The 15,211-nt window shown below is 39.7% G+C and carries 12 protein-coding genes; all 12 read left to right on the top strand.

Annotated features, from left to right (window positions below; genetic code table 11):
• Positions 1–4: 4 nt before the first annotated feature.
• The 12 genes from pth to lysS all read left to right on the top strand — a co-directional run bounded on the left by pth (position 5) and on the right by lysS (position 14,780).
• Positions 5–562 carry an aminoacyl-tRNA hydrolase gene (gene pth, locus AC6UDG_RS04875; RefSeq protein ID WP_500696915.1) on the top strand — a complete coding sequence of 186 codons (558 nt, stop codon included), beginning with the start codon at positions 5–7 and terminating at the stop codon, positions 560–562.
• Positions 563–594: 32 nt separating this feature from the next.
• A complete protein-coding gene (gene mfd, locus AC6UDG_RS04870) occupies positions 595–4,134 on the top strand; it encodes a transcription-repair coupling factor (protein WP_500706669.1) in 3,540 nt (1,179 codons plus the stop codon).
• Positions 4,115–5,686, top strand: coding sequence for a putative polysaccharide biosynthesis protein (locus AC6UDG_RS04865; RefSeq protein ID WP_500706667.1), 1,572 nt, complete (start codon positions 4,115–4,117; stop codon positions 5,684–5,686). Before mfd ends, AC6UDG_RS04865 begins: the two co-directional genes overlap by 20 nt.
• The gene (locus tag AC6UDG_RS04860) at positions 5,683–5,970 is read left to right on the top strand and encodes an RNA-binding S4 domain-containing protein (protein ID WP_500693974.1); all 288 of its coding nucleotides are present in this window, start codon (positions 5,683–5,685) and stop codon (positions 5,968–5,970) included. Before AC6UDG_RS04865 ends, AC6UDG_RS04860 begins: the two co-directional genes overlap by 4 nt.
• A gap of 75 nt (positions 5,971–6,045) precedes the next feature.
• Entirely contained in the window at positions 6,046–6,429 is a 384-nt protein-coding gene (locus AC6UDG_RS04855; protein WP_500699654.1) for an FtsB family cell division protein, read from the top strand.
• 89 nt (positions 6,430–6,518) lie between these two features.
• A complete protein-coding gene (locus AC6UDG_RS04850; protein WP_500693972.1) occupies positions 6,519–7,001 on the top strand; it encodes a S1 domain-containing RNA-binding protein in 483 nt (160 codons plus the stop codon).
• 50 nt (positions 7,002–7,051) lie between these two features.
• Entirely contained in the window at positions 7,052–8,434 is a 1,383-nt protein-coding gene (tilS, locus tag AC6UDG_RS04845; RefSeq protein WP_500701197.1) for a tRNA lysidine(34) synthetase TilS, read from the top strand.
• Positions 8,427–8,966, top strand: coding sequence for a hypoxanthine phosphoribosyltransferase (gene hpt / locus AC6UDG_RS04840; protein WP_500706665.1), 540 nt, complete (start codon positions 8,427–8,429; stop codon positions 8,964–8,966). Before tilS ends, hpt begins: the two co-directional genes overlap by 8 nt.
• 75 nt (positions 8,967–9,041) lie before the next feature.
• Entirely contained in the window at positions 9,042–11,150 is a 2,109-nt protein-coding gene (gene ftsH, locus AC6UDG_RS04835) for an ATP-dependent zinc metalloprotease FtsH (protein WP_500706663.1), read from the top strand.
• Positions 11,151–11,208: 58 nt separating this feature from the next.
• A complete protein-coding gene (gene hslO, locus AC6UDG_RS04830) occupies positions 11,209–12,102 on the top strand; it encodes an Hsp33 family molecular chaperone HslO (RefSeq protein WP_500693968.1) in 894 nt (297 codons plus the stop codon).
• Positions 12,103–12,195: 93 nt separating this feature from the next.
• A complete protein-coding gene (dusB, locus tag AC6UDG_RS04825) occupies positions 12,196–13,194 on the top strand; it encodes a tRNA dihydrouridine synthase DusB (protein WP_500695757.1) in 999 nt (332 codons plus the stop codon).
• A 56-nt stretch (positions 13,195–13,250) separates the two neighbouring features.
• Positions 13,251–14,780, top strand: a complete 1,530-nt coding sequence (lysS, locus tag AC6UDG_RS04820) for a lysine--tRNA ligase (protein ID WP_500706661.1) — start codon at positions 13,251–13,253, stop codon at positions 14,778–14,780.
• Positions 14,781–15,211 lie beyond the last annotated feature (431 nt).

The following is a 15,211-nucleotide window of genomic DNA, read 5'->3' as shown; positions in this document are numbered from 1 at the left end:
AGCAATGAAAATGATTGTGGGATTAGGCAACGTTGGTGCTGAATTTGATGGTACCAGGCATAACACGGGGTTTATGGTGGTTGATAAGTTTGCTGATCAAAACCAGATCGCGATTAATAAACAAAAGATGGATGCCATGTATGGTACGGGAATAGTCAATGGTGAAAAGGTAATGGTAGTCAAACCAACGACGATGATGAATGATTCAGGGCGCGCAGTTCATCCCTTGATGCAATTTTTCAAATTAGATCTTGATGATTTAGTGATTGTTTACGATGACATGGATTTACCAGTGGGACGAATTCGGCTAAGAAACCACGGTTCGGCTGGTGGTCATAATGGAATTAAAAGTATCATCGCCCACCTTGGGACCGATCAGTTTAATCGGATTAAGATTGGAACCAGTCATCCCAAACGTGAAAGTGTTGTGAACTATGTCTTGAGTAAATTTAGTCTGGAACAACGGGCACCGTTTTTAGAAGCGGAGGATCATGCGGTTAAAGCATTAGACGAGTGGGTTTCTGGTACTCCCTTCAGTAAGTTAGAAAATCAGTTTAATTAATTCGTATAATTAATAAAAGAGGAGATGAGTTTTTGAAGCTAGATGAAACGTTAAAAGAAATGCCACAGTATGAAAAAATCAGTTCAAACCTTGCTCCTGATACCAAGCAACTGATCACCGGGACTAGTGGATCCGCTCGTACTCTATTATTAAAACAATTAATTAATGATAAGCAAAAACCTATGATATACGTAACCGATACGATGAACCATGCGGATCAAATTACCGAGTCTTTTAATGAAGTAATGGATTCAGATCAGGTCTTTGAGTTCCCGGCTGAAGAACTCGTCGCGGCAGAGATTGCAACCAGCTCTCCGCAGTATCGAGCTCAAAGAGTGCGGGCCCTAAACGCGCTTGAGTCAGGGAAACCAGTGGTGGTGATTGTTTCAACGGCTGGTCTTAAACGATATCTACCAGAGCCAGCTAGTTTTAATCAAGCCAAATTACACGTCAAGGTTGGAGACGACTTGGACCTTATAAAACTTCAACAACAGTTGGTTCAAATGGGTTACGAGAAGAAGAACATGGTTTCCGCTCCCGGTGAATTTGCTAATCGTGGGTCAATTTTGGATATCTACCCACTTAATTCGGACTATCCAATTCGGATTGATTTTTTTGATACGGAAGTGGATTCCATGCGTTATTTTGATGCTGCTACCCAACGAAGTGTGGCAAATATTGATGAGATTAGTGTGCTACCGGCTTCTGATTTTTTACCCAGCGAAAGCGATCGCAAGCATGGAATCAAGGAACTTTCCAAACGATTGAATCAAACCATCAAAGACGACGGAAATGACGTTTTAGTTGATAACATTCAACAGGTGATTGACGGGCTCAAAGGCCAATCGATTGACCAAAAATGGAGTGAGTATAGTCAGTTTATTTTTGAAAAGGAAACCTCAATTTTAGATTATTTACCTGAAAATGGGATGGTAGTCTATGATGATTACAGTCGCATAAGGGATGCTAATAAGCAACTTGAAAGTGACGAACAGAACTGGCGTGATTCAGTTGAAGATAATCATGAACTGTTTTCTGACCAGAAACTGTCGCTTAATTTTAGAACGGTTACTAGCAGTGACCATCATGCGACCCTTTTATTTTCTCTGTTTCAAAAGGGACTAGGGCGAATGAAGCTTTCTGACATCATCGACATCAAGGTTCACCCAATGCAGCGTTTTTTTGGACAAATGCCGATGTTTAAAGCAGAAATGCAACGTTATCAAGCTGAGAAACGAACCGTGGTCATTGCCGTTAGTGATAAAAAACGAGTGGAAAAGGTTGCGTCAACGTTGAGTGATTTTGGTGTTGATGCCATTCAATCAACCACTGATAACATTATTAAGGGAAAGACTCAGATTGTTTCAGCTAACCTAAAAAATGGCTTTGATTTGCCGGCCGCTAACCTAGCGATTGTTTCTGAATCAGATATGTTTAAACGGGTGAATGAACAAGGGAAAAAGAAACGAGTTAGAAGACAGACCTTTTCTAATGCAGAGCGAATCAAAAGCTATACCGATTTAAAACCCGGTGACTACGTTGTTCACGTTAATCACGGAATTGGACGATACGATGGGATGAAGACTATGGAAGTCGATGGTAGGCATCAGGACTATATGACTTTGACCTATCAAAAGGGTGCCAAGATCTACGTTCCCGTTGACCAACTGAATTTGGTACAAAAATACGTTTCATCTGAAGATAAACATCCAAAAATTAATAAACTTGGTGGAACGGAATGGGCCAAGACCAAACGGTCAGTCGCTTCTAAGGTGGAAGACATTGCTGATGATCTGGTTGACTTATACGCCAAACGGGAGGCCGAGTCGGGTTATGCCTTTCCGGTTGATGATCAATATCAGGCTGAGTTTGAGCAGGCGTTTCCATACACGGAGACACCCGATCAGCTTCGAAGTACTGATGAAATTAAAAAAGACATGGAGAGTCCCCATCCGATGGACCGTTTACTGGTTGGAGACGTGGGCTACGGGAAAACTGAGGTAGCCTTGAGAGCGGCCTTTAAGGCCGTTGAAGCCGGGAAACAGGTGGCTTTTCTAGTGCCGACAACGGTACTAGCTCAACAACATTATGAGACCATGGTTGAACGATTTAATGGTTTTCCGGTTAAAATCGGAGTTCTCTCGCGTTTTGACACGCCCAAACAGACCCGCCAAACCATTCAAGACCTAAAGGACGGAAAAATTGATATCGTGGTTGGCACCCACCGTTTGCTGTCTAAAGACGTGAAGTTCAATGACTTAGGTCTTTTAATCGTCGATGAGGAACAACGATTTGGGGTTAAACACAAAGAAAAAATCAAGGAATTGAGGTCGGATGTCGATGTGTTGACGCTAACTGCCACACCAATTCCACGGACTTTAAACATGTCAATGATGGGCGTTCGTGACCTATCAGTCATTGAAACGCCTCCGGCTAATCGCTATCCGATTCAAACCTACGTGATGGAACAAAATGAGGGTTCGATTGTGGACGGAATCAGACGGGAGATGCAACGCGGGGGACAGGTCTTTTATTTGCACAATCGGGTAAAAGATATTGATCAGACGGTCGACAAGTTGCAAACCCTTTTGCCTGATGCGCGGATTGCTTCCATCAACGGCCAGATGTCCGAAAATCAAATGGAAGGGATCCTGTACGACTTTGTTAACGGAGATTATGATGTGTTGGTTACGACGACCATCATCGAAACGGGAGTTGACATTCCTAATGCGAATACCCTGTTCGTTGAGGATGCGGATCGGATGGGACTCTCCCAGCTTTATCAGATTCGGGGAAGAATTGGTCGAAGTAATCGAGTAGGACAAGCTTACTTTATGTACCAGCCAAATAAAGTGTTGACCGAAGTTTCTGAGAATCGACTAGAAGCCATCAAGGATTTCACTGAATTGGGTTCAGGATTTAAGGTGGCCATGCGTGATCTTTCGATTCGTGGGGCTGGAAACGTGCTCGGAAAGCAGCAGCACGGTTTTATTAATTCAGTTGGTTATGATATGTATACTAAGATGTTGTCTGATGCTGTCTCCAAGAAGAAGGGCCAGCATCGCGTGGTTGAAAAGTCTGATTCAAAGGTTGAACTCGGGATTGAAGCTTATCTTCCGGCGACTTACATTGAGGATCAGCAACAAAAGATTGAATTATACAAGCGAATCCGACAGATGGATAGTGAGGAACAATTTACCGAACTACAAAGTGATTTAATTGATCGGTTTGGTGAATATCCTGATGAAGTAGCTAATCTGCTTGAAATTGACCGCATTAAGATGCTTGCCGATTATGATCTGATTGATAAAATTCGCAAAGATCAAAATAATTTAACCGTTACCATGAGTAAGGTAGGAACCCAAAGATTCACTAGTAAGGAAATTTTGAAAGCCATTGCTGATACGGATTTTCGTTCCTCAGTGAAAATGGTTAACGGGTGTTTTCAAATTAAGTTAGTTGTTCAACCAACGATGAAAGATGCCGATTGGTTGAAACAGCTTTATCAATTTGTCAAAAGCTTGAGTAAAATAAGATTGGATCAAGAAGAACATGAATCAAAAGACAAGTAAAAAGATTGTTAGTGGAACCTTGATCCTTTCGGTAGCTGCCATTATTTCAAAGGTACTAAGTGCTGTTTATCGGATTCCACTGGAAAATTTTGTTGGAAACGTTGGATTTTACATCTATCAGCAGGTTTATCCTATTTATGGGATTGGGGTTGCGTTTGCCTTGACCGGTCTTCCAGCGTTTGTTTCCAAGATGATTGTGGAACGGGAGACTGAAGGGGAGAAGCAAACGTTGTTTTTCCAAATCATGGTGATCTTAATGATCATTTCGGTGATTATTTTTGGTGGATTACAGTTATTTTCATCAGAAATTGCTGCTTTAATGGGAGACTTTGAATTAAAACCCGTAATTCAAGCGGTAAGCTGGATGTTTTTGTTGATGCCCCTCTTAGCGGATGTGAGGGGGTACTTTCAATCTAGCATGCAGATGATTCCAACGGCGACTTCTCAAGTGGTAGAGCAGTTTGTGCGGGTTTCAATGATCATTGTGGTAGCCTATTTAGCAGCCGTCCAGCATTGGAACTTATACAAGATGGGGACGTTAGCAATGTTATCGGCTCCATTAGCAGCGATTTTTTCAGCACTTATCTTGGGATATTATGCACGTGACATACTTGCTCATTTTCACTTTCAAGATTTGAAATTTAACTACCTGAAATTAGCGAAGCAAATCATCTTACAGGGTGGTGTGCTTAGTGTTTTAGCTGCTCTAATGGTGTTAATGCAGTTGGTCGATTCATTTACGGTAAAAAATGGGCTGGTAGTAAGTGGTGTAAGTAATCTAATGGCTCAGACCCAAAAGGGGATTTATGATCGCGCTCAGCCCATTGTTCAACTAGGATTAGTGATTGGAACGGCCATTTCTTCAACCGTCTTGCCGCAGATGGCGTATTATCATCATGCTGGAAAAGAAAGGTCATTTAAGACCCTTGTAAACCACAGTATGCGCATTACACTGGTAGTGACGATGGCAGTTACCTTCGGACTGATTAGTATTATGCCTCAATTAAATCATCTCTTGTTTGGGAGTTATGATTTAGACATCACGCTTTCGGTATACTGTTTGAGCATCCTCTTCGCTACGATGATGACAGCCCTTAACTCGGTTTTACAGAGTATTGATGACTTTAAAAGTACGGTGACCGCTATTTTGTTAGGTCTAATTTGTAAAATAATGATCACTAAGTGGTGCGTAATTCATTTCGGAATCATTGGTGCTTCATTATCAACTATCATTGCTCTGTTAATCGTGTTATTAGTTAACTGGTATACTAGTCCAAAGCGGGTTCATGAGCACATTTTTAGTTGGAAGTTCCTATTAGAGGTATCATTAATCAGTATGGTAATGGTGATTGTCGTTGTTTTAACTGAATTCGGCTTGAACCACGTCCTTGGAGATACCAGTCGACTGTTGGATGTTATTAAATTAATGATTGTTATTCCGATGGGGGCATTCGTGTTTTTAGGAATGTGTCTGAAAGGAAAAGTTTTGACTGCTTCGGAGTTAGCGATGGTTCCAATTATGAAACGGTTTGTAGGAGATAAGCAAAAATGAGAATTGATAAATTTTTAAAAATTTCACGGATTATAAAACGTCGTCCAGTTGCCAAAAAGATTGCCGATCAAGGGCGAGTCTTTGTAAACGGCGAGCCAGCCAAATCATCAAGTAAGGTTTCGGTTGGCGATCAAATTCTGATTAAGTTTGGAAATAAAAATTTAACCGTAGAGGTGCTACAACTGTTAGATACCACCAAAAAGTCTGATTCAGACACCATGTATAAGACCATCAGTGAAACCTATGATCGTGACTATCGGGCTGAAAATGATGAATTAGAATAATTATTGTTGAATTAATATTATATTCTGGCTTTACATGTGGTACTATGTTCATATAAATTCGTGGAGGCATTCCTGATGAACAGAAATAACAACGTTGAATACTTGAATTCTGCTTCAAGGAAAAGTAAAGCAAACCAACATCAAAGAGATAATAAGAAGTTAAGTAAAAGAACCAAGCGACTGGTTGCTCTCGTGGCAATATTTGCCGTGGCTTTTTTGGCGCTCGGGTGGCAAATTGTTAGTGGAATGAATCAAATTCACGGTGTGAATGCCCAAATTACCAGAAAAAAACAGGATTACCAGGTTGAAAAACAAAAAGAAAAGAATCTTAATGAACAAATTAAGCTTTTAAATAACAAGAATTATCTTCAAGAATTGATGCGAGCTAAATATTATTATACAAAACCAGGCGAAACTGTTTACAGTTTCCCACAGAATAGTAAGATTGGTAATGAATAGAGGATTACTAGGATGTAATCTTCTTTTATTTTACTTTAAAGGATTATGTTATAATTAACACAACATTTATTAGGAGGAATGGCTTTTTTATGACAATTAAGGTTGGAGAGAAGGTCACTGGGAAAGTTTCAGGAATTACTAATTTTGGAGCTTTCATTGATCTAGGCGATCATAAGACTGGGCTAGTTCATATCAGTGAGGTTTCTGATGGTTACGTAAAAGATATTCATGATATTCTGTCGGTTGGCGATGAAGTGACCGTTAAGGTTTTGAGCATTGGGGATGATGGTAAGATTGGCCTATCAATTCGCAAAGCTTCCGATCATCCAGAAAAAGAATCACATCAACATCATGGTGAACATAATCATGATGAGCATTCACACTACGGGCACTCAAATAACGGGAATCATGGACATCGCAGTGGCCGCGACAATCGTAATGGCCATAAGGGTAAGAATGAAAGCTTTGATGATTTGCTTTCAGACTTCATGAAAGAAAGCGAAAGTCGGATGTCCGTCATTAAGAAAAACACAGAAGGAAAACGCGGCGGTCGTGGTGGTCGTCGTAGTTAATGAACGAATAACTGGGCAAATTGCTCGGCTTTTTTGTTTTGGAGGTTAATTTGAATTTACGTAATCAAATTAATTCGTTGGTTAAGAAGAAACAGTGGTGGAAAAAAGACGAAAATGTTGTGATTGGGGTCTCAACTGGAGTTGATTCCATGGCTTTGTTAGATTTACTCCAACACTTAAAAGATTTTAAACCTCATATTATTGTTGCTCATGTTAACCACCATTTACGAAAACAAAGTGAGGTTGAAGAACGGTTTCTGATTGATTACTGTAAGAAACACCACCTTGATTTGCGGGTTGGCAATTGGAATCACGACCAGATTAGTAGTGGGGTGGAGAATCAAGCTCGTAAGTTTCGCTATCATTTTTTTGCGGAAGTCATGAATGATTTTAATGCTTCAGTCTTGTTAACGGCTCATCAAGAAAATGATCAAGCCGAGACCATCCTTATGAAACTCATTCGCAGTGGGAATTTGTTTGAGGTTCAAGGAATTAAAGAGAGTCATCCCTTTAATGGAGGAACGATGGTTCGACCATTACTACAGTTTTCGAAAGAATCCATCCGTTTGTATGCTAAAGAACATTCGTTAACATGGTATGATGATAAAACTAACTTTGAAAATACGGTCCTCCGTAATCGGATTCGCAACCAGGTTTTACCAGAATTAATTAAAGAAAATCCTAATGTTATCTCTCATTTTGCTAAGTTTGCTAGTAATTTGCAATCGGAACTCGACGGATCAAGTGGTTTCGCTCAAGCTGATCTTTTGAGACATGACTTAAAGATTAAAAGAGATTGCGTAAGTGCCGAGTACGATACAACGTCAATTAATCAACTTTCCATTTTACTTCGCGCATTGTTAAAACAGTTGACGTCAACGGTTACTCTTTCTGATAATCAAATTACTGAAATTTTGACTTTAGTTAAAGATTTTGGAAAACCACAGGGGAAATTGCGAATTTCAAATGCTTATTTTTTTGAAAAAAGTTATAATAAAATCATGTTTTTTAAACAATCTCCTAACAATTACGATGATCACCGTGATGAAAGTTCGTTTGTGGTAGAATTAAACCAGTGGAACCGCAACGTTAACGGATTTAATTTTGGTATTTTTGATGAAAATCATGTTCCAAAGGGCAACTTTTGGCGTCGAAGTCATTTTGATTTGGCGGACTCTCAGTTTCCATTGTCCAAAAGAGCCTTTAAACCGGATGATACCGTTGAACTCAAGAATGGCGGTCATCAGAGTTTAAGAAGATTGTTAATTAATCAGAAAGTTCCAAGTGCCAAGCGACGTCACGTGCAAGTACTAGTGGACAGTAAGGAGAGTGTGTTGGCCGTCATTGGTTATAAGGAAAGCAAGTGGTTGCCTAAGGGTGCAACTCACGGGTATGAACTTTTAATTACGCGAAAGGATATAACAAATGAATGACGATATTGAGCGGGTCTTATATAGTCAAAAAGACATTGCTTCTGCAGTAAAAAGGCTAGGGAAGCAGTTAAGTAATGATTATCGAGACAAAAAGCCACTAGTAGTTTGTGTGCTGACTGGGGCAGTGCTATTTATGAGCGATATTATTCGCCAGATGGACATATACCTAGATCTTGATTTTGTCGATGTTTCAAGCTATAAGGGTGGGACTGCTTCAACCGGAAAAGTTGAGCTCATCCGTGATCTTGATGGTGATGTTAGTGGCCGTGATATCATTTTTGTTGAAGATATTATTGATACAGGACGCACCCTTCAATTTCTTGAGGATTTGGTTTCAGATCGAGGAGCTAATTCAATTAAAGTTTGTACCATTTTTGATAAACCTGAGGGAAGAGTTGTCCCTGCCAAGGCAGATTATGTGGGTTTTAACGTTCCAAATGAATTTATTGTCGGTTATGGACTTGATTACAAGGGTTTTTATCGTAACTTACCGTACATTGGAATTTTAAAACCTTCAATTTATTCGGTCTAAACGGTCGTCCATTTAAAGTAAAAGTGATAACATTCTATTTGTTATCTTTTCGAGAAATTAGATTGGGAGGCACAAATGAAAAATAATAAAAATGGGCTTTTTAAGAGTAGCCTATTTTATATCATCATCTTTGTGGTTGTCATGGGTGTGATTATGCTTGTCACTGGTGGTGGCAGCGGATCACAAAACACTCAAACTCAGGGAATTCGTTCAAGTCAATTTACAAATGATTTGCAGACGAACAAGGTTAAAAACTTCTCTGTTCAACCTTCTGGCGGTGTATATAAAATAACTGGTCAGTACAAGAAGCCCCAAAATGTTAAGCAGAAAAATAACGGAATTCCGCTTAATTTTAGTAATGGAAAACTTACCAAGTCGAGCAACAATACTTACACTAAGGTAAATGGATTCACTACTAGCATTTTAAAGAATGACTCATCGGTTAGTCAGATTACCAAGTTAGCTAATAAGAATAAGGTGCCGATGAGTACTAAAGAAACACAATCGAATAGCTTTTGGTTAAACTTAGCAATCTCAGTTCTACCATTATTAATCTTCATTTACTTGTTCTACATTATGATGAAGCAAGCTGGTGGAGCAGGTGGTGGCGCTGGTGGTGTCATGAAAGTCGGAAAGAGCCAGGCTAAACCAGTTAAGAGTAATGTTAAGTTTAGTGACGTTGCTGGTGAAGATGAAGAAAAACAAGAACTGGTCGAAGTTGTTGAATTTTTAAAGGATCCAAAGAAGTTTACTAAACTGGGTGCCGTTATACCAAAAGGTGTCTTGCTTGAAGGACCTCCAGGTACTGGTAAGACGCTGTTAGCCAAGGCGGTTGCCGGTGAAGCAAACGTTCCATTCTACTCATTATCAGGGTCTGATTTCGTTGAGATGTTCGTTGGGGTTGGTGCGAGTCGTGTTAGAGACTTGTTTGCTCAAGCTAAGAAGAATTCACCGGCCATCATCTTTATTGATGAAATTGATGCCGTTGGACGAAAACGTGGATCCGGAATGGGTGGCGGTCACGATGAACGTGAACAAACCCTTAACCAGTTGTTGGTTGAAATGGATGGTTTTACTGGTAATGAAGGTGTTATTGTCATTGCCGCCACGAACCGTTCTGATGTTTTAGACCCAGCCTTAACTCGTCCAGGTCGTTTTGATCGGAAAATCTTAGTTGGTCAGCCTGATGTTCGTGGACGAGAAGCAATTTTGAAAGTTCATGCCAAAGACAAACCACTTGCTTCTGATGTTGACCTTCATGAAATTGCTAAACAGACTCCCGGATTTGTTGGTGCTGATTTAGCGAACTTGCTAAATGAAGCTGCCTTACTGGCCGCGAGAAATGGTGATAATGAGATTAATGCGGCTGATATGGATGAAGCTGAGGATCGTGTTATTGCTGGACCGGCTAAACGTAATAAGGTTATTAACGAACACGAACGTCAAATTGTGGCTAACCATGAAGCTGGTCATACCATCGTTGGTTTAGTATTAAATGACGCTCGAGTTGTTCATAAGGTTACCATTGTTCCAAGAGGTCGTGCTGGTGGATATGCCATCATGCTGCCTAAGGAAGACCAACAATTGATCTCAAAGAAGAACGCTCAAGAACAATTAGCTGGGTTAATGGGTGGTAGAACTGCTGAAGAAGTCGTTTTCCATTCTGAATCATCTGGTGCTTCAAATGACTTTGAGCAAGCCACTAATCTTGCTCGTGCCATGGTTACTCAATATGGAATGAGTGACAAGATTGGAACCGTGGAACTCGAAAGTCCTAACCAAGATCCATACGCTGCTCCTAAGTACTCACAGGAAACCGCAGCTAAGATTGATGATGAAGTGAAGTACTTTATTGATGAAGCTCATGGTGAAGCTAAAGAGATTATTGAGGGTCACCGTGATCAGCACAAGGCAATTGCGGATGCGTTGCTTAAATACGAGACGTTGGATGAAAAGGAAATTTTGAGTCTCTACAAGACCGGTAAAATGCCTGAACATTCAACTAATAGTGATGAGTACCCTAGTGAAAATGAAACCTTTGAACAAGCTAAGAAAGCCATTGACGCTAAGGAGCACGAGCACGAAAAGAAACTTGAACAAGAAATTGATCATTCTGAAGAAAAACACGATGAAAATCATGATAGTAATTCAGATCACCAAGATTCTGATAATCAAGATCAATAAACGAAAAGAACGTTGGGATCAAAGCCCACGTTCTTTTTTAATCTAAGGAGGGAATAAAATGAATGATAAAAATGATGTATTAGTTAAGGCACTTACTAAAGATGGGATGTTTCGGGTTTACGGCTTAAACGCGACTGGAATTGTCAGTTATGTTCAAAAAATTCATGATACCTGGAGTACATCAACGGCAGCACTTGGAAGAACGATTGCTGCAACCTTGATGCTGTCGGCCTCAGTGTTAAAGGGAAAAGAAAGCATGACCGTTCGCTTAAATGGACGTGGTCCAGTCGGCGGAATGGTTATTGATGCTGATGCTAAGGGACACATTAAGGGATACATTCAGAATCCTCACGTTAACTTGCCACTCACAAAGGATGGGAAAGTTGATGTTTCTAAGGGTGTAGGAACGAATGGTTTTTTAGAAGTCGTTAAAAATCAGGGAACAAGTGAGCCTTACACTAGTGATGTTCCACTCGCAAGCGGTAAAATTGGTGATGATTTTACCTTTTATTTAGCAAAGTCAGAACAGATTCCATCAGCCGTTGGAGTTTCAGTTGACATTGACGGAGAAAACAACGTCCAAAGTGCCGGGGGATATTTGATTCAAGTCATGCCTGGTGCTTCTGACGAGGCAATTGATAAGTTGGAGCAGACTTTAAAGAATGCGCCCAGTATTTCGTCCATGTTAGAAAAGGATCCTAATCCTGATCACATTTTGGATGAGTTATTTGGTACGGATAATCTGGACGTTATTGATCATATGCCAGTCGAATTTGTCTGCAATTGTTCCAAAGAAAAATTTGCCAAAGACATTGCGGGAATTGGTAAGAAGGATCTGCAGCAATTGATTGATGAAGATCATGGGGCACAGGTTGTATGTAATTTTTGTGGTAAAAAGTATAACTTTTCGGAAGATGAATTGGTTGATTTACTGAATGAGAAGGATAAGTAGTATTAAAGAGCGTGCTGTCATACGGTTCGCTCTTTTTTGTACGGGTATGGTATTATATAAAATGTTTGGAAACAATTTAGATGAGGTGAAAAAATGGAGTGGAAAATTGGAAACGTAACGATTCCAAATCAATTAGTAGTAGCTCCAATGGCTGGAGTTACGAACTCAGCCTTTAGAATCATTTGTAAAAAGTTTGGTGCGGGATTAGTTGTCTGTGAAATGATTTCCGATCGTGGAATTATGTATAACAACAAAAAAACGTTAAGCATGGTTAACGTTGATCCTAATGAACACCCAATGAGTATTCAGATTTTTGGTGGAACCAAAGAAACTTTAGTGGAGGCTGCTAAGTTTATTGATCAGAAGACGGCTGCTGATATTATTGATATCAACATGGGTTGTCCCGTAAATAAGGTCGTTAAGACCGATGCCGGGGCTAAGTGGCTTCTTGATCCTGATAAGGTTTATGAAATGGTGTCATATGTAACTGCTGCCGTTAAAAAGCCAGTAACGGTTAAGATGCGAACTGGTTGGGATGAGGATCATGTTTATGCGGTGCAAAATGCGCTTGCTGCTGAAGCGGCTGGGGCTTCTGCTGTTGCGATGCACGGTCGAACTAGAAAACAAATGTATACCGGTCATGCTAACTGGGAGATTTTAAAAGAAGTTGCCGATGCATTGACGATTCCGTTCATTGGAAATGGTGACGTGACTACTCCACAACAGGCTAAACAAATGATTGATGAAGTAGGTTGTGATGCAGTAATGATGGGCCGTGCCGTTGAAGGAAATCCCTGGGTTTTGAGGCAAACTGAGCACTATCTAGCAACTGGCGAATTAATCCCGGAACCAAGTGTTGAGGAAAAAATCAACACTGCTAAGGAACATTTGCATGGGCTGGTTCGAATTAAGGGTGAATACGTTGGGCCAAGACAATTCAGAGGTCAGGCAGCTTATTACTTGAAAGGAATTTCTCATTCGGCTCGAACCAAAGTAAAGTTAAACAATGCTGAATCTGAAGCAGAGATGGACCAGATCTTCGATGATTTTCTAGAAAAAGATGCGATGAGAAACGCACGGAAAAATGCATAATTACGATGCTTAACTATGTTATTATGAATGTAAGTTACTAGTTTGGGGGATTTGAATTGGCACAAGAGAAGAAAATGAATGACCAATTAAAAGTTCGTAGAGAAAAGATGCAAGAGCTACGAGATGAGGGAATTGATCCTTTTGGTCATGCCTTTAAGCCAACTTATTTGGCAAAAGATTTAGACAAAGAGTTTGATAAGTACGATAAGGAAGAATTAGAACAAAAAGATGTCAAGGCTACAATTGCTGGGCGAATGGTAGCTAAACGGGGCAAAGGTAAAGTTGGATTTGCCGATATCCTTGATCGTTCGGGTAAAATCCAGGTTTACGTTCGAAAAGACGTTGTTGGAGAAGAACAGTATCATATCTTTAAACGTGCTGACATCGGGGACTTTCTTGGCTTTACTGGTGAAGTAATTAAGACAGACATGGGGCAACTAACCGTTCGTGCGACATCCATTACTTTCCTATCAAAGGCACTTCGTCCACTTCCTGATAAGTATCACGGATTACAAAATAAAGAACAAAAGTATCGTCAGCGATACCTTGATTTAATCTCAAATCGTGATAGTTTTGAGCGTTTCCAGAAGCGGAGTAAAATTATTAAGGCAGTTCGAAACTTCTTGGATAATAAGATGGACTTTACTGAGGTTGAGACGCCAGTATTACACACTACTGCCGGTGGAGCATCCGCTCGTCCATTTATAACTCATCATAATGCTTTAAATATTGATTTATATTTGCGAATTGCACTGGAACTTCATTTGAAGCGTTTGATTGTAGGTGGCATGGGACGTGTCTACGAGATTGGCCGTGTGTTCAGAAATGAAGGGATGGATAAGGAACACAATCCTGAATTTACTGAACTTGAGACTTATGCTGCATACTTTGATTTTCATGATGTAATGGATGAAACCGAAGGAATTTTTAGGGCCGCTGCCAAAGCCGTTAGTGATGATGGTAAGGTTACGTATCAGGGTGAAGAAGTTGATTTGAACCAAGAATTCGATCGGATTCATATGGTTGATGCCGTGAAAAAATATACGGGAGTTGATTTTTGGCCTAAGATGTCGGATGATGACGCTAAGAAGTTGGCTGATAAACACGGTGTGCACTATGAATCATACTGGAAAGTTGGTCATATCATTAATGCTTTCTTTGAACAGTTCGTTCAACCAAAGCTAAAGAAGCCAACGTTTGTCTATGGTCATCCAATTGAAATTTCTCCTTTGGCAAAGAAAAATGCTGATGACCCAAGATTTACGGACCGTTTTGAATTATATATTCTTGGTAATGAATATGCTAATGCTTTTTCTGAATTAAATGATCCAATTGATCAACGTCAACGTTTTGAAGCTCAAGCTAAGGAACGTGAAGAGGGGAATGATGAAGCTCAGGGTATCGATGAAGACTTTATCGAAGCACTTGAGTATGGCATGCCTCCTACAGGTGGATTAGGAATTGGAATTGATCGTTTGGTAATGCTTTTGACTGACGCACCATCCATTCGTGATGTTCTCTTGTTCCCAACTATGAGACCAGAAGATAATTCTGATAATCCACAGGATGAAGATAATAAAAAATAGATTTGTTTGATAGAAAAAGAGATGATTTTGATCATCTCTTTTTATTTGTACAAAAATGATTTGAAACATTGTTAGAGTAGCTTTTGTAAAGATTGATCACTTGTCCGATTATGTTCATTTATTAGATGGAAAATAAAAATTGAAAAAAGTTTGACCTTTTTTGACCAAAAGTGTTGACAAAGTATTTGAGCGCATGTATAGTAGTAAATGCTCAGTGAGAGAGAAAAATGATTTGATAATAATTAATAAGTCACTGATTATGAACTAAGTTAATTATCATAAATATTGCTCTTGCACTAAAGTGCAAAATACTGTATTATATTTGATGTTGCAATAATGGTTTTGCCGATTGCTAACAAATAAATTTAAAATAATTGAGTTTATCTGTTGACATTGAAAACACAACGTAGTATAGTTATATATGTTGCGTT

It is taken from the genome of Fructilactobacillus sp. X2R1C1 (assembly GCF_059901435.1).
The sequence above is the reverse complement of the archived record's forward strand: the minus strand, read 5'-3'. Positions and strand labels throughout refer to the sequence as shown.